At 59.5% G+C, this 15,878-nt stretch carries 16 protein-coding genes and 1 pseudogene; 10 read left to right on the forward strand and 7 right to left on the reverse strand.

The features are described 5' to 3' along the window. The first annotated feature begins 74 nt into the window (after nucleotides 1–74). The 3 genes and pseudogenes from ACYZT7_RS22040 to ACYZT7_RS22050 all read left to right on the forward strand — a co-directional run. The gene (locus tag ACYZT7_RS22040; RefSeq protein ID WP_449645439.1) at nucleotides 75–1,364 is read left to right on the forward strand and encodes a M18 family aminopeptidase; all 1,290 of its coding nucleotides are present in this window, start codon (nucleotides 75–77) and stop codon (nucleotides 1,362–1,364) included. 140 nt (nucleotides 1,365–1,504) lie between these two features. Further along, nucleotides 1,505–1,681, forward strand: coding sequence for a hypothetical protein (locus ACYZT7_RS22045; RefSeq protein WP_462038213.1), 177 nt, complete (start codon nucleotides 1,505–1,507; stop codon nucleotides 1,679–1,681). Nucleotides 1,682–1,697: 16 nt separating this feature from the next. After that, nucleotides 1,698–1,793: pseudogene (locus tag ACYZT7_RS22050) on the forward strand (hypothetical protein); the annotation flags it as partial. Nucleotides 1,794–2,032: 239 nt separating this feature from the next. On the opposite strand, the gene ACYZT7_RS22055 reads toward ACYZT7_RS22050, so the two are convergent. Next, nucleotides 2,033–3,706, reverse strand: a complete 1,674-nt coding sequence (locus tag ACYZT7_RS22055) for a DEAD/DEAH box helicase (protein ID WP_129436966.1) — start codon at nucleotides 3,704–3,706, stop codon at nucleotides 2,033–2,035. Nucleotides 3,707–4,128: 422 nt separating this feature from the next. On the opposite strand from ACYZT7_RS22055, the gene ACYZT7_RS22060 reads away from it, so the two are divergent. Further along, the gene (locus ACYZT7_RS22060; protein ID WP_462038214.1) at nucleotides 4,129–4,920 is read left to right on the forward strand and encodes a crotonase/enoyl-CoA hydratase family protein; all 792 of its coding nucleotides are present in this window, start codon (nucleotides 4,129–4,131) and stop codon (nucleotides 4,918–4,920) included. A 109-nt stretch (nucleotides 4,921–5,029) separates the two neighbouring features. On the opposite strand, the gene ACYZT7_RS22065 is transcribed toward ACYZT7_RS22060, so the two are convergent. Continuing rightward, complete coding sequence (locus tag ACYZT7_RS22065) at nucleotides 5,030–5,785, reverse strand: spermidine synthase (protein WP_462038215.1); 756 nt, start codon at nucleotides 5,783–5,785, stop codon at nucleotides 5,030–5,032. Nucleotides 5,786–5,945: 160 nt separating this feature from the next. Here ACYZT7_RS22065 and ACYZT7_RS22070 point away from each other — a divergent pair, with 160 nt between their 5' ends. Further along, nucleotides 5,946–7,292, forward strand: a complete 1,347-nt coding sequence (locus tag ACYZT7_RS22070) for a class II 3-deoxy-7-phosphoheptulonate synthase (protein ID WP_461954042.1) — start codon at nucleotides 5,946–5,948, stop codon at nucleotides 7,290–7,292. Between the two features lie 107 nt (nucleotides 7,293–7,399). On the opposite strand, the gene ACYZT7_RS22075 is transcribed toward ACYZT7_RS22070, so the two are convergent. Beyond that, complete coding sequence (locus tag ACYZT7_RS22075) at nucleotides 7,400–8,629, reverse strand: winged helix-turn-helix domain-containing protein (RefSeq protein ID WP_462038216.1); 1,230 nt, start codon at nucleotides 8,627–8,629, stop codon at nucleotides 7,400–7,402. A 64-nt stretch (nucleotides 8,630–8,693) separates the two neighbouring features. Beyond that, a complete protein-coding gene (locus tag ACYZT7_RS22080) occupies nucleotides 8,694–8,909 on the reverse strand; it encodes a DUF1127 domain-containing protein (RefSeq protein WP_282376540.1) in 216 nt (71 codons plus the stop codon). 96 nt (nucleotides 8,910–9,005) lie between these two features. On the opposite strand from ACYZT7_RS22080, the gene ACYZT7_RS22085 reads away from it, so the two are divergent. Further along, the gene (locus tag ACYZT7_RS22085; RefSeq protein ID WP_462038217.1) at nucleotides 9,006–9,860 is read left to right on the forward strand and encodes a LysR substrate-binding domain-containing protein; all 855 of its coding nucleotides are present in this window, start codon (nucleotides 9,006–9,008) and stop codon (nucleotides 9,858–9,860) included. Here the strand turns inward: ACYZT7_RS22085 and ACYZT7_RS22090 are convergent. Beyond that, entirely contained in the window at nucleotides 9,850–10,599 is a 750-nt protein-coding gene (locus ACYZT7_RS22090) for a sulfite exporter TauE/SafE family protein (RefSeq protein WP_462038218.1), read from the reverse strand. The genes ACYZT7_RS22085 and ACYZT7_RS22090 overlap by 11 nt on opposite strands. A 111-nt stretch (nucleotides 10,600–10,710) precedes the next feature. On the opposite strand from ACYZT7_RS22090, the gene ACYZT7_RS22095 reads away from it, so the two are divergent. The 4 genes from ACYZT7_RS22095 (at nucleotide 10,711) to ACYZT7_RS22110 (ending at nucleotide 13,946) form a co-directional block, all read left to right on the forward strand. Then, nucleotides 10,711–11,667, forward strand: a complete 957-nt coding sequence (locus ACYZT7_RS22095) for a LysR family transcriptional regulator (RefSeq protein ID WP_462038219.1) — start codon at nucleotides 10,711–10,713, stop codon at nucleotides 11,665–11,667. 69 nt (nucleotides 11,668–11,736) lie between these two features. Next, entirely contained in the window at nucleotides 11,737–12,198 is a 462-nt protein-coding gene (locus ACYZT7_RS22100) for a MarR family winged helix-turn-helix transcriptional regulator (RefSeq protein WP_129436974.1), read from the forward strand. A 280-nt stretch (nucleotides 12,199–12,478) separates the two neighbouring features. Beyond that, the gene (locus tag ACYZT7_RS22105; protein ID WP_462038220.1) at nucleotides 12,479–12,898 is read left to right on the forward strand and encodes an organic hydroperoxide resistance protein; all 420 of its coding nucleotides are present in this window, start codon (nucleotides 12,479–12,481) and stop codon (nucleotides 12,896–12,898) included. 34 nt (nucleotides 12,899–12,932) lie between these two features. Continuing rightward, a complete protein-coding gene (locus ACYZT7_RS22110) occupies nucleotides 12,933–13,946 on the forward strand; it encodes an alpha/beta hydrolase (RefSeq protein ID WP_462038221.1) in 1,014 nt (337 codons plus the stop codon). A gap of 66 nt (nucleotides 13,947–14,012) precedes the next feature. Here ACYZT7_RS22110 and ACYZT7_RS22115 read toward each other — a convergent pair whose 3' ends face one another. Beyond that, nucleotides 14,013–14,582: an elongation factor P gene (locus tag ACYZT7_RS22115; RefSeq protein WP_028619992.1), complete on the reverse strand. Its 570-nt coding sequence runs from the start codon at nucleotides 14,580–14,582 to the stop codon at nucleotides 14,013–14,015. A 48-nt stretch (nucleotides 14,583–14,630) separates the two neighbouring features. Beyond that, nucleotides 14,631–15,773: an elongation factor P maturation arginine rhamnosyltransferase EarP gene (earP, locus tag ACYZT7_RS22120; RefSeq protein ID WP_462038222.1), complete on the reverse strand. Its 1,143-nt coding sequence runs from the start codon at nucleotides 15,771–15,773 to the stop codon at nucleotides 14,631–14,633. Between the last annotated feature and the right edge of the window lie 105 nt (nucleotides 15,774–15,878).

Below are 15,878 nucleotides of genomic sequence, written 5' to 3' on the forward strand. Positions count from 1 at the left end.
CACCGAACGGCATTGCCTCTGCAATGCCGTGAGCCAATACGTTAAACTTGCGCCATTGCTGTCTGGAGCTACTTATGCGCGAAGAGTTGAACCAAGGCCTGATCGATTTTCTCAAGGCCTCCCCTACCCCATTCCATGCCACCGCCAGCCTTGTTCAGCGCCTGGAAGCGGCGGGCTATCAACGCCTCGACGAGCGCGAGCCATGGACCACCGAAGCCAACGGTCGCTACTACGTCACCCGTAACGACTCTTCGATTGTCGCGTTCAAGATGGGCCGTCATTCACCCCTGCATGGCGGCATCCGCTTGGTCGGCGCCCACACCGACAGCCCGTGCCTGCGGGTCAAACCCCAGCCGGAATTGCAACGCCAGGGTTTCTGGCAGCTGGGCGTCGAAGTCTATGGCGGCGCACTGTTGGCGCCATGGTTCGACCGCGACCTGTCATTGGCCGGCCGCGTGACCTTCCGTCGTGATGGCAAGGTCGAGAGCCAGTTGATCGACTTCAAGGCGCCGATCGCCACCATCCCGAACCTGGCCATTCACCTTAACCGTGAAGCCAACATGGGCTGGGCGATCAACGCCCAGACCGAACTGCCGCCGATCCTCGCGCAATTTGCCGGTGACGAGCGTGTGGACTTCCGTGCCGTGCTGACCGATCAACTCGCCCGCGAACACGGCTTGAACGCCGACGTGGTGCTCGACTATGAGCTGAGCTTCTACGACAGCCAAAGTGCTGCGGTCATCGGCCTGCATGGCGACTTTATCGCTGGCGCACGCCTGGACAATTTGCTGTCGTGTTATGCCGGTCTGCAAGCCTTGCTGACCACCGAAACCGACGAAACCTGTGTACTGGTCTGCAACGATCACGAAGAAGTCGGCTCCTGTTCAGCCTGCGGTGCCGACGGCCCGATGCTCGAGCAAACGCTGCGTCGTCTGTTGCCCGAAGGTGATGAGTTCGTACGGACCATTCAGAAATCCCTGCTGGTCTCGGCCGACAACGCCCACGGCGTACATCCCAACTACGCCGACAAGCACGATGCCAACCACGGCCCGAAACTCAACGCTGGCCCGGTGATCAAGGTCAACAGCAACCAGCGCTACGCCACCACCAGCGAAACCGCCGGGTTCTTCCGCCATCTGTGCATGGCCGAAGAAGTGCCGGTGCAGAGCTTCGTGGTGCGCAGCGACATGGGCTGTGGCTCGACCATCGGCCCAATCACCGCCAGCCACCTGGGCGTGCGCACCGTGGACATCGGCCTGCCGACCTTCGCCATGCACTCGATCCGTGAACTGTGCGGCAGCCATGACCTGGCGCACCTGGTCAAAGTGTTGAGCGCGTTTTACGCCTGCCGCGAGTTGCCGTAATCCGTGTAGGAGCATGGCTTGCCAGCGATGGCGATCTTAAGGACGCCATCTCTGGCAAGCCATGCTCCTAAAGGTGTTCACCACAGACCACCCAAAAGCCACCTAGACTTTAACTACCCCTTCCGACAAGGCAGTCGCTCATGATCTCGATGTCTTCGTTTCACACCATGCTGATCCCGATTCTCGCCGGGATGATCATGCTGGCAACCGGTTTCAATTTTCGCGACAAGAACGCTGGCGTGTTCGCGATGTGGATCGGCATGTTGATGATCCTCGCCACCGTGATCTTCAAGATCCTCGCCAAACTCAACGAGTAAATCCTCACCCCTGGCCATTGATGGCATCGTCCACACCTTTCCGTTCAGCGAAATCAAAAGCATCAAGAACTACTCCCGGGAATTCGGCTACGCGATCTTCCGGGTGGCAGTGGGAAGTTTCCCGAGCCTTCAACCTGTCACTCAAGCGCCACCTGGCCGAAGCCTTCGTGAAATCAGGCGCCTTCGGTCTTTAAGACAAACCGCGGCGACTTGATAGGCGACTGCTCCGTCCGAACGCGGCCCGAACCGAACGCAGCCTCGCAGGCTCGACAGCTGCTACAAAACGCAGGCAAAAAAATCCCCGAACCAGTCGGGGATTTTTTATGTTCGATCAATCAGCCCGAGAGCGGATCAATCTTCGCGATAGCGACGCAGCTTCAACTGCTTACCAGCAACGCGAGTGTCCTTCAGCTTGGTCAGCAGACGCTCCAGACCATCTTCCGGCAGCTCAACGAGGCTGAAGCTGTCACGCACCTGGATGCGACCGATTGCTTCGCGAGCCAGACCACCCTCGTTGAGGATAGCGCCCAGCAGGTTCTTGGCAGCGATACCATCACGCGCACCCAGCGCGGTACGGCAACGAGCACGACCTTCGGCCAATGGAACCGGAGCACGACGCTCGCGATCACCACGGTCCGGACGATCACCGGTACGCTCTGGACGATCGCCACGTGGTGCGTTGTTCGGCACCAGCGGACGTTCTTTTTCGATCGCAGCCAGGGTCAGCGCCTGAGCGTTGGTCGCCTTGCGCAGCAGAGCAGCGGCCAGTGCACGCGGGGTGCAACCGATGTCGGCAGTCAGGCGATCCAGCAGATCACCGTGAGTCGATTCGGCATCAGCCACCAGCGGCGACAGGCTGTTGGTCAGTTTCTTGATGCGGGCATCGAGAACGGCCTGAGCGTCCGGCAGGCGAACCTCAGCAACTTTCTGACCGGTTACACGCTCGATCACTTGCAGCATGCGGCGCTCACGCGGAGTCACCAGCAACAGCGCACGACCTTCGCGACCGGCACGGCCAGTACGGCCGATACGGTGAACGTAGGACTCTGGGTCGTACGGCATGTCAACGTTGAACACGTGAGTGATACGCGGAACGTCCAGACCACGAGCAGCAACGTCGGTCGCCACAACGATGTCCAGACGGCCATCCTTGAGGGATTCGATCACGCGCTCGCGTTGGTTCTGAGCAATGTCACCGTTCAGCGCAGCGGCTTTGTAGCCTTTGGCTTCCAGGGCACTGGCCAGGTCCAGGGTCGCTTGCTTGGTGCGCACGAACATGATCAGGGCATCGAAATCTTCAACTTCCAGCAGGCTCAATACAGCCGAGGTCTTCTGGTCAGCGTGAACCAACAGGTGAGCCTGTTCGATCGCGGTAACGGTCTGAGTCTTGGTCTGGATCTTCACGTGTTGCGGATCGCGCAGATGGCGTTCGGCAATGGCACGGATCGACTGCGGCAAGGTAGCCGAGAACAATACGGTCTGACGGGTTGGTGGCAGAGCCTTGAAGATAACTTCGAGGTCGTCCATGAAACCCAGTTTGAGCATTTCGTCCGCTTCGTCGAGAACCAGGTGGTTCACGGTCGACAGGACTTTTTCGTCACGACGCAGGTGGTCGCACAGACGGCCCGGAGTGGCGACAACGATCTGTGCGCCATTACGGATTGCTTTCAGTTGTGGACCCATAGGGGCGCCGCCGTAAACGGCCACAACGGTAACGCCCGGCATTTGCTTGGCGTAGGTTTCGAAAGCGGTTGCTACTTGCAGCGCCAACTCACGGGTTGGCGCCAGGATCAGGGCTTGCGGCTCGCGCTTAGCAGGATCGATGCGATGCAGGATCGGCAGGGCGAACGCAGCGGTTTTACCCGTACCGGTTTGCGCCTGACCAATCATGTCGTGACCGGCCATGATGATCGGGATCGATTGATGCTGAATAGCCGAAGGCTCTTCGTAGCCAGTCGCGATGACGGCTGCAAGAATATTCGGATTAAGATTAAAAGCGGCGAAGCCGCCGGTTTCCTGGGTCATGGGTCTGCCTCTAAGTGCATCCGCAAAGACCCATGCTCCAAAGCTGCGCATGCCGTGTAAGACTCAAGAGTCGCCCTGGCTGCTTTGTCGGCGGGGATTTGCGAAAACGAATGAATGAAAAAGATTCGTCAAGGGAGAGTCCGCTGTGCGGACGTGCAGCCGAAGCTGACTTCGGGAAATTGCGCTACCTAAACGCGGCTCGGTTAAAGGCCGGCGCGCACTATACCGGAATTAGCCCAAAAAGGGAGCTTTATTTGTCGGAAAACTGCCGCGTACAGCGTTCTGTCACACGCTTTGCGGATCATCGTGCAACGGTCTATTTTGCAAAGGCCCAGCCCTGCTGGCGATCGCGCTAAAACGGTTCACCCTTGTGACGCAGACCTGCGGTCTCACGTACCCCTTCCCGCCCGAGGAAATGCACCATGAATCAGCCCTGCTCCAGTCGTGTGAGCCGTGAACGGCACGGTCATGTCCTGATGATTGGCCTGGATCGGGTGGCCAAATGCAACGCCTTCGACCTCGATCTGCTCAACAAACTGAGCCTGGCCTATGGCGAGTTCGAGGCCGACAGCGAGGCGCGAGTGGCGGTGGTGTTCGGCCATGGTGAGCATTTCACCGCAGGGCTGGATCTGGTCAGTGCCAGCGCGGCCTTGGCCGAAGGCTGGCAAGCACCGCCCGGCGGCTGCGATCCGTGGGGTGTATTCGCTGGCCCCAGAGTCAGCAAACCGGTGATTGTCGCCGCGCAAGGCTACTGCCTGACCATCGGTATCGAATTGATGCTGGCCGCTGATATCAACCTGTGCGCCAGCAACACCCGCTTCGCCCAGAAAGAAGTGCAACGCGGGCTTTTCCCGTTCGGCGGTGCCACGTTGCGCCTGCATCAGGTCGCTGGCTGGGGCAACGCCATGCGCTGGCTGCTGACCGGCGATGAGTTCGATGCCCATGACGCTTTGCACCTGGGATTGGTCCAGGAAGTCATGGCCAGCGAGGATTTGCTGCCACGGGCGATTGAGTTGGCTGAGCGGATTGCCCGACAAGCGCCGCTTGCGGTTCAGGCGACGTTGATGTCTGCGAGGCAGGCACGTTATGAAGGGGAAACAGCGGCGGCGCAGGGATTGCCGGCGCTGGTGAAGAAGTTGTTGGCGAGTGAGGATGCGCAGGAAGGTGTGCGGTCGATGATCGAGAAGCGACCCGGTGTTTTCAAAGGGCTTTGAGGGATGTGTTGACTGGAAGATGGCCATCGCGAGCAAGCTCGCTCCCACATTGAAATGCATTCCCCTGTGGGAGCGAGCTTGCTCGCGATGAGGCCCTAACAAACAACACCTATGTCGCCGGGCGGATTGCCTTGATCAACGACTGCAACGAATACCCCAAACGCGGCGCCAGCCCTTCGGCCCGGGTGTTCAAGCCATCCATGTCCAGTTCCTGATCCAGCTCCGAAGGCACGATCAGAATCACATTGCCCTCCTTCACCGGCAGTTCCCAGTAATGCCGGTGATAGAGCCCGCGAAACAATGCGGCGCCCAACGGCTTGCCATCATCGGTGGCCCACTGATTGATCACCAGCCAGCCACCCGGGTTCAGGCGTTTCTGACAGTTTTCCAGGAAATTCCAGGCCAGATGCCCGACACCCGGCCCGACATCGGTATAGAGGTCGACGAAAATCAGATCCGCCGGCTCAGCGGTATCGAGCAACTCCAGCGCATCGCCCACCCGGATATACAGCCGCGGATCGTCATCCAGCCCAAGGTATTCAATGGCCAGACGCGGCACGTCGGGGCGCAGTTCGATGGCTTCGACGTCTTCCAGCGGCAGAAACTTGAGGCAGGCCTGGGTCAGGGTGCCGGCACCGAGACCGAGGAACAGCGCGCTTTCCGGCTGCTCGTGGCACAACGCGCCAATCAGCATCGCCCGGGTGTAATCGTATTCGAGCCAGCTCGGATCAGCCGTGAACACGCAGCTCTGCTCGATGGCATCACCGAACTCGAGAAAACGGTAATCAGCCACTTCCAGCACGCGAATCACGCCGAACTCATCCTGCACCTCGGCGAGCAGATGCTCGACGCGCTCCTCAGTCATTTCGTCTCCTGATCGTTACCGGGCCTGCAATGTAAGCAGCAGCGCAATAAAACCGCTGCAGACAGCGGCAAAAGCGCGATTGTCCGCGAAGCGACGGGAACAGGTCACGCACTAATTGCTGATAACATGACCGTCCGAGCGTAAAACACTAGAGACCGTGATGAGCCAACCCTGGAGCCCTGACAGCTGGCGCGCCCTGCCGATCCAGCAACAACCCCACTACCCCGACGCAGCGCATTTGCTGCACGTCGAGCAAACGCTGGCCAGTTATCCGCCGCTGGTGTTTGCCGGTGAAGCCCGGGAGTTGCGCCGTCAGTTTGCCGAAGTGACCCAGGGCCGCGCGTTTCTGCTGCAGGGCGGCGACTGCGCTGAAAGCTTCGCCGAGTTCTCCGCCGCGAAAATCCGCGACACCTTTAAAGTCCTGCTCCAAATGGCGATCGTCATGACCTTCGCCGCCGGTTGCCCGGTGGTCAAGGTCGGGCGCATGGCCGGGCAGTTCGCCAAACCGCGTTCGGCCAACGACGAAACCATCGACGGCGTAACCCTGCCGGCCTACCGTGGCGACATCGTCAACGGCATCGGTTTCGATGAAAAAAGCCGCGTGCCAGACCCGGAGCGCTTGCTCCAGTCCTACCACCAGTCCACCGCGACCCTGAACCTGCTGCGTGCCTTCGCTCAGGGCGGTTTCGCCGACCTGCATCAAGTGCACAAGTGGAACCTGGACTTCATCGCCAACTCGGCGCTGGCCGAGAAGTACAGCCACCTGGCCGATCGCATCGATGAAACCCTGGCGTTCATGCGCGCCTGCGGCATGGACAGCTCGCCGCAACTGCGCGAAACCAGTTTCTTCACCGCCCACGAAGCGCTGCTGCTGAACTACGAAGAAGCCTTCGTGCGTCGCGACAGCCTGACCAACGATTACTACGATTGCTCGGCGCACATGCTGTGGATCGGCGACCGTACCCGTCAGCTCGACGGCGCTCACGTCGAGTTCCTGCGCGGGGTGAACAACCCGATCGGGGTCAAAGTCGGCCCGAGCATGAACCCCGAAGACCTGATTCGCCTGATCGATGTACTCAACCCGGACAACGATCCGGGGCGTCTGAACCTGATTGCGCGGATGGGCGCGAACAAGGTTGGCGATCATTTGCCGGCGTTGATCCGCGCGGTGCAGCGTGAAGGCAAGCAGGTGCTCTGGAGTTCCGACCCGATGCACGGCAACACCATCAAGGCCAGCAGCGGCTACAAGACCCGCGACTTTGCGCAGATTCTTGGCGAGGTGAAGCAGTTCTTCCAGGTTCACGAAGCGGAAGGCACTTATGCCGGCGGCATCCACATCGAGATGACCGGGCAGAACGTCACCGAGTGCATTGGTGGCGCGCGGCCGATTACCGAAGACGGGTTGTCGGACCGGTATCACACCCATTGCGATCCGCGGATGAATGCTGATCAGTCGCTGGAGTTGGCGTTTCTTATTGCTGAAACCCTGAAGCAGGTTCGGCGCTGAATCGCAGCGCCCCCTTCGCGAGCAAGCTCGCTCCCACATTATTAGACCGCGTCCGTTTGGACAACTCGGTCTAATGTGGGAGCGAGCTTGCTCGCGATGGCGTCAGCTCAATCACCACTGAGCTGCGCCAATGCCACCCGCAACCGCCCTGCACTCGCCCGCGGACAATTCAACTGAACCCGCTCAAGCCCCAGCCACTCCGCCATCCGCCGCAGATTAACCGCCAACGCCAGCATCCCCTCGTCATCCAGCCCCGGCTCCTCCTCATGCACAGCGTGCACCGCCAGCCTGCCCAACGCCCGCTCGGCGCGCAGGTCTACCCGCGCGGCAATCCGTTCATTATGCAAAAACGGCAACACGTAATAGCCATAGACCCGCTTGTCCTGCGGCGTATAAATCTCCAGCCGATAACGAAAATCGAACAGGCGCTCAGTGCGGCTGCGCTCCCAGACCAGCGAATCAAACGGTGAAAGCAAGGCGCTGGCCTCAATCTTGCGCGGCACTTTCGGCTGGGGCAGGCAATAAGCCGGTTGCCGCCAGCCCTGGACTTCACAGCACAGCAATTCACCCGCCTCCACCAGTTCCGCCAAGCGCGGACGGGCATCACCGGGACTCAGGCGAAAATAATCGCGCAGGTCCTTTTCACTCGCCACACCCAAGGCATTCGCCGCATGTCGCAACAGACCACGCTGGGCCTCAGCTTCCGAGAGCAACGGTTGCTGGAGTATCGCCGAAGGAATCACCCGCTCCGGCAGATCATAAAGCCGTTCGAACCCACGCCGCCCGGCCACGGTCACTTCACCGGCGGCGAACAACCACTCCAGCGCATGCTTTTCCGCGCTCCAGTCCCACCAGGGCCCTGCCCGTTCCTGACGGGTCGACAGGCTTCCGGCACCCAGCGCGCCCAGCTCCTGAACCGAGGCCAGCACCCGACGAATCGTGTCCTGCTGCTCACGACCGAAACGTGCCAGTTGCTGGTAAATATCTTCGCCACGGGTCGCGCGCAGCATGCGCCAGCGCATCAACGGGTACATCGACAAGGGCAGCAACGAGGCTTCATGGCCCCAATACTCGAATAGCGTGCGCCGCCGGCCCGAACTCCAGGCAGCCTGGTCGAGCAAGTCGGATGAGTAATTGCCGAGGCGGGAAAACAAGGGAAGGTAGTGCGAACGCACCAACGCATTGACCGAATCGATCTGCAGAATGCCCAGCCGTTCTATCAGGCGATTGAGCTGAACCGGTTTGATCGCCGCCGGCGGTTGGCGCCCGTTGAACCCTTGGGCAGCCAGCGCCAGACGCCGAGCCTGTTTGATGGAAAAGGACAGTGTTGCGGGCATGAGCATCTCCTTGTCTGCTCGCAACCTACCTCACCGGGAGACGGTTTGTGTAGTTGTGTATGACTCATTTGTGCATCGGGTCATCCCAGAATGGGCGGATGGCTTCGTGCTCGACATCCGCACGACTGAGCCCGATGTCCTTCAACGCTTCATCACTCATGCCCGCCAACATTTCTCGTTCACGGTGCAGTTCGTACCAGCGGTTAACTTTATGCAGCAAATCGGATATCAGGTGGATGGAGTGTTTTTCTACGTCTGCATAACCTTTTTGACCTTTCATCTTGTCGCCCTCCGTTTGGGATGGCTCAAGTGTCGCGCCGGGGCTAAGATCAATCCAACGAATGTTTCTGATGTAACACATCTCGGAGATTGATGAATGTCTGCCTACCCGAGTATCGACACCGAAGTGCTGCGTACCTTTGTCGCCATCGCCGACCAAGGCGGTTTTACCCGCGCCGGTGAATTGGTCAACCGCACCCAATCCGCCGTGAGCATGCAGATGAAGCGGCTGGAAGAGGATGTGTTGCAGCGTCAGTTATTCCAGCGCGACGGGCGGCAGGTGCGGCTGACGGCTGAGGGGCAGGTGTTGCTCGGCTATGCCCGGCGCATCCTCAAGCTGCACAGTGAAGTGTTCAATACGCTGCGCGAGCCGCACATGGTTGGCATGGTGCGCATCGGCACGCCGGACGATTACGTGATGCGTTTTTTGCCGGGGATTCTGCGGCGATTTGCGCAGTCGTATCCGCTGATCCAGATCGAGGTGCACTGCGAATCATCAAAACAATTGCTGCTGCGCCAGGACCTGGACTTGACCATCGTCACTCGCGAGCCGGGCAACGAGATCGGCCAATTATTGCGCAAGGAGCATTTTGTCTGGGCCGAGGCGCAATGTTTCAGCGCCCATGAGCAAACACCGCTGCCACTGGCGATGTTCAACAGTGATTGTTTCTGTCGCTTATGGGCCTGCAATGCGCTGGACGCCATGGGGCGCGATTACCGCGTGGCGTACAACAGCGACAGCCTGTCGGCGATCATGGCGGTGGTCAGCGCCGGACTGGCCGTCACCGCGCAACTCGAAAGCCTGATCACGCCCGACATGCGCATACTCGGTGAGGCCGAGGACCTGCCGATTCTGCCAGAGGCCAGCATCATGCTGGTGCGCAACCTGCACAACCCGTCGCCGATCACTGAGTGCCTGGCCGAACACATCGTCGAAGGCTTCAAACTTTAAGGGCGAGCATCACCGCGCAGAACACCAGGAACCCACAGAACAACCCGCGCAGCAGTCGCTCCGGCAGTGCGTGGGCGATCCTCACGCCCCAGCTAATGCTCAGCAGACCACCCACTGCCAAGGGCAGGCCGATCATCCAGTCCACCTGATGATGCACCGCGTAAGTCACCAGCGTGACACCCGTGCTCGGCAACGCCAGCGCCAGCGACAAACCCTGCGCGACTACCTGACTGGTGCCGAACAGACTGGTCAGAACCGGCGTTGCCACCACCGCCCCGCCCACGCCAAATAACCCACCCATGGTGCCGGAGGCGGCGCCGAGTACGCCCAGCCATGGCCATGAATAATTCATCTGCGCAGACGCCGGCGCGTTGGCGCAGAACATTCGCACCAGGTTGTAGGCCGACAGGGCAATCAGGAACGCAACAAATCCGACGCGCATGGTTTGCGCATCTATGCCGACCGCCCAGATCGAACCGATCCAGGCGAAACAGAAACCCATCGAAGCCAATGGCAGCGCATGACGCAATTCAATGCGATTACGCTGGTGATAACGCCACAGCGCCAGCATCACGTTGGGCACCACCATTACCAGCGCCGTGCCTTGGGCAACCTGCTGATCGAGGCCGAACAACACGCCCAGCAGCGGGATCGCGATCAAACCACCGCCAATGCCGAACAACCCACCGAGGGTTCCGAGGGCGGCGCCGAATACCAGGTACATCAAAAACTCAATCACAGGCGATTTTCCCTTCACGTCAGGCTATTCATCCTACGCAGTCGGCGCTGGCGGGGAAACGCACAGCAACGCACAATGGCTGTGCCAACTTCGCACAAGCACTGACAAACCATGAACCCCAATCAATTGACCGAACAACTGGGCCTGTTTCTCGACGTGCTGGAAACCGGCAGTTTTTCCGCCGCGTCACGCCGTCATCCACTGACCCCTTCGGCAGTGGCCCGGCGCATCGACAGCCTGGAAAACGCCGTCGGCAGCCAGTTGTTCATTCGCAGCACCCACGCGGTGCGCGCAACCCCGGCAGGTCTGGCTTTTGCCGAACGCGCACGGCGTATCGTGGCTGAACTGCGGCTGGCCAGGGCTGAGGCGGTATCCTTGAGCAGTGCACCGGAAGGCTTGATTCGGATCGATGCACCGGCAGCGTTCGGGCGGCGACATCTGGCGCCGGTGATTGCAGACTTTCTGATGCTCTACCCCGGCCTCGACGTGCAGTTGCACTTGATCGACAGTTTCGTCGACATGCAGGGTTTGAATCTGGGCAAGGTCGATCTGGTGCTGCGCGCCGGGCAAATGGCCGATACCCGGCTGGTGGCCACGCCGCTGGCGAGCATGGTGCGCATTGCCTGCGCCAGCCCCGAGTATGTGCAACGGCGTGGCGTGCCGACCGATCCGGCGCAGCTGATTGAGCACGACGGCCTCGACTGGGAGGGTCTGGCCCCGCCGTTCGCCTGGCGTTTCGAGCGGGACGGGCAGATGCACTTGCACCGCCCTGCGCGCATCCGCATGAGTGCCAACAACGCCGAGGCTTTGGTCTGCGGCGCATTGGCCGGGCTGGGTATCGCGCACTTGCCAACCTGGTTGACCAGCGAATACCTGTTACGCGGTGAACTGCTTCCGCTGTTCTGCGAACACGGCCTGCCACCACCGGAAACGACCGGTATTTATGCCTTGCGCCTTGAGCAACAACCCAATCCGCGCAGTCGCTTGTTGCTGGAATACCTGAAAACCCGCTTCAGCCCGATCCCGCCGTGGGATCTGGCACTGCAAAGCACCCTCGACCGGCATTAGGCTAGAATTATCTGGTGCATTAAAGATTCGCCCGCTAGATTTATGACGATCACTGATCAAGGCTTCGAAATGACCACCGAGCGCAACACCCCGGATAACTGCGACGACCTGCTGCTGGATAATCAGGCCTGCTTCGCCCTGCACTCCACCTCGCTGCTGATGACCAAGGTGTACAAGCCGCTGTTGCAGGCACTGGGCCTGACCTATCCGCAATACCTGGCGATGATGGTGTTGTGGGAACAGGACGGTTTGACCGTAGGCGAAATCAGCACGCGCCTGCTGACCGATCCTGGCTCTCTGACGCCGTTGCTCAAACGCCTGGAAGTCGAAGGTTTACTCAGCCGCACCCGCAGCCGTGAAGACGAGCGAGTGGTGATTGTCGAACTCACTGAACAGGGTCGTGCATTGCGGGAGCGGGCGCGCGGTATTCCCCAGTGCATCCTCGGCGCCAGCGGGATGACGCTGGAGAGGCTGCAGAAACTGCAAGCGGAACTGCAAGTGCTGCGTAGCAATCTGCAAGACAGCCTGTAAAGCATCTACCGCGTTATCGTTCTTCGCGGGCAAGCCTCGCTCCTACAAGGAGCGAGGCTTGCCCGCGAAAGCTTCCTCGAAATCGCAAAAAATTTTCCTGCCTGTAAATCCCGCACAAACGCCTCTATCTCGAGCCTCACCGTCCCGATCAATTTCTGTCGCCAAAACTTTTTTCAAAATTTATCTTGCGTGCTAAATATTCGCGAGCTACATTTATTTCGCAACTACTTAGCGCGCAAACATTTAGCGCAAACACCAAAACCAGAATGAGGCTCACATCATGCAAACTCTCTACACCGCAATCGCAACCTCCACTGGTGGCCGTGACGGCCGTGCGGTTTCCAGCGACAACATCCTCGACGTCAAACTCGCCACACCCAAAGAACTGGGTGGTGCTGGCGGTGCAGCGACCAACCCTGAGCAACTGTTCGCAGCCGGTTACTCCGCCTGCTTCATCGGCGCGCTGAAATTCGTTGCCAGCCAAACCAAACGCACCATCCCGAACGACGCTTCGATCACCGCTCATGTCGGCATCGGCCAGATCCCTGGTGGCTTCGGTCTGGACATCGACCTGCACGTCAGCTTGCCGGGTCTTGAACACGCCGATGCGCAAAGCCTGGTAGACGCTGCACACCAGGTCTGCCCGTACTCCAACGCCACCCGTGGCAACGTCGATGTGCGCCTGCACGTGACCGTCTAACCGCTGATTCCCAGGCCCGAACCAGGAAACGAACATGAGTACTTTCAGTAAAGTCTTGACCGGTACCCTTCTCGCCTTGTCCATTAACAGCGCGTTCGCAGGTGAGGGTGTTGAACACAACACCCAGGCGTTCCTCGACGTTCTGAATGCCGGCACCGGCAAACCGATGGAACAACTCACCCCTGCCGATGCCCGCGCCGTGCTGGTCGGTGCGCAGGCCGGGGTGAAACTGACGCTGCCAAAAGCTGATGTCAGCGAGAAGACCATTCAAGTCGACGGCCAACCACTCAACTTGACCATCGTCCGGCCAGCCGGGGTCAAAGGCCCGCTGCCAGTGTTCATGTTCTTCCACGGCGGTGGCTGGGTGCTGGGGGATTTTCCGACCCACGAACGTCTGGTTCGAGACTTGGTAACGGGTTCGGGGGCGGCGGCGGTTTTTGTCAATTACACCCCGTCGCCGGAAGCGCATTACCCGGTAGCGATCAACCAGGCTTACGCCGCGACCCGGTGGGTGGCCGAGCACGGTAAAGAGATCAACGTCGACGGCAAACGCTTGGCCGTGGCCGGTAACAGCGTCGGTGGCAACATGGCGGCAGTGGTTGCGCTGATGGCCAAAGACAAGGGCACGCCGGCGATCAAATTCCAGGTGCTGCTGTGGCCGGTGACTGACGCCAGTTTCGAGACAGCGTCCTACAACCAGTTTGCCGAGGGGCACTTCCTTACCAAAAACATGATGAAGTGGTTCTGGGACAACTACACCACCGATACCAAACAGCGTAACGAGATCTACGCCTCGCCGCTGCGGGCGACCACCGCGCAACTCAAGGGCCTGCCACCTGCCCTGGTGCAGACCGCCGGCGCCGACGTGTTGCGCGATGAAGGCGAAGCCTACGCCCGCAAACTCGACGAGGCTGGCGTGCCGGTCACTGCAGTTCGCTACAACGGCATGATCCACGACTATGGTTTGCTTAACGTGGTGAGCCAGGTGCCAGCGGTGCGCTCGGCGATGTTGCAGGCGTCCGAAGAGCTCAAGCAACACCTCAAGTAAGCGGTAAATCGCAGACACAAAAAAGCCCGACTCAATGGTCGGGCTTTTTCATTCCTGAAGCAGTGCTTATTTAGCACGGCCTTTGTAGGAACCGCCTTCGCGGGTATCGATCTCGATCTTGTCACCGATTTCGATGAAGTCAGCAACTTGCAGCTCAGTACCGTTGCTCAGCTTGGCAGGCTTCATCACCTTGCCGGAAGTGTCGCCGCGAGCCGAACCTTCGGTGTAGTCAACTACGCGCACGATGGTGGTCGGCAGTTCTACGGAAACCAGACGCTCTTCGAAGAAGATCGCTTCGCAAACATCGGTCATGCCTTCTTCAACGAAAGGCAGAACGGCTTCGATGTCTTCAGCGTTCAGCTCGTACATGGTGTAGTCGGTGGTGTCCATGAACGTGTAGGTGTCGCCGCTGATGAAGGACAGGGTCGCTTCTTTGCGGTCGAGGATTACGTCGTCCAGTTTGTCGTCAGCGCTGTAAACGATCTCGGTCTTGTAACCGGTCAGCAGGTTTTTCAGCTTGGTCTTCATGATCGCGCTGTTACGACCAGACTTGGTGAATTCAGCTTTCTGAACCAGCCAAGGATCGTTTTCGAGACGGATCACGGTACCGGGTTTCAGTTCTTTACCAGTTTTCATTGCGAATATCCGAATTTGGATGGGATTTACAAAAATCTAGGCCGCGTATCATATCCAATTTACATAAAACTGTACCAGCGCTGCGGCAAGATCATCCTGCAAGGCCTGTTCCAGACACCACGCTTCGGCGTGTTTTTGCAGTTCTGGCCAGTGTTTGCGGGTCGCCAGCCAGTGGTCGGACATTGTCTCACCGGCATTCCACGAATGCCAAAGACCGCTGATCGCCTCGCGGGCAGGCGCCGACAGTCCTTTGCTGTACAGAGCGAGGAAGGCCTCGAGCTTGTCCAGATGGATGTCTTCGTCCTGCTGATAGATGTGCCAGAGCAGCGGCCGGCCCGCCCATTGAGCGCGGACAAAGGAATCTTCACCGCGCACGGCGTTGAAATCGCAGCACCACAGCAACTGGTCATATTGGTCCTGTCTGACGAACGGCAGCACTTGCACGGTCAAGGCATCGCGCACATGCACGGCACCGGCCACCAGACCGTCCACACCGAGCCAACGCTCGACATCCCCAAGAATCCGACCTTCGGGCACCAGCAGATGAGTGGGCGTCGAGTCGGCCGCCATTGCATCAAACCAACTGGCCAGCCCTTTATTTTCGTAGGCAAACAGCGAGACCAGCTGCGCACCTTGCGCGCGATCAATCCCTAAACCTTGAAGGAATTCTCGCTGAGCCTCGGGGTTTTGCTGAAACTGCTGACGACGCTCAAGCAATCCGCTTTCACGCAACAAGCCGCCCGTGCCCTTCTGGAATCCTGGGAAGAAAAAGATTTTTTGTACGCTTTTGTACTTCACCGACGGCAAACCGTGGCAACCGACGATCCAGTCCTCGGCACTCAGATAGTCGAGATTCATCCACAGCGGCGGTTTTTCCCTCTCGGCCATGGCGTCCATGTAAGCACCCGGCAATTGGCAGGCGAACGCGGCGATCACCACATCAGCAGCTTCAGTGGGCTGCCATTCGGCCGTCCACTGCCGCACTTCGACACCCTGCTGCCATTGCTGTGAGGCGTTGATGTCGATTTCCGGGCACAAGCGTTCGAAGGCCCGCAGATCATCGACCCACAAGCGCACCGTCACCGAATGTTCGGCCACCAGCTGTCGCGCCAGGCGCCAGGTCACGCCGATGTCGCCAAAGTTGTCGACCACCGTGCAGAAAATATCCCAGCGGGCTTTCATTTCAGGCATTCCAGGCTCCCGTTGGCAAAGGCGCCGATTGTCCTCATAAATTACCCCGTGCAGAAGAGCCGACGGCGATTAATCTTCATGCGACAATCGCCACTCGCCCGCGAC

The sequence above is a fragment of the Pseudomonas sp. RT4P38 genome (genome assembly GCF_054897765.1).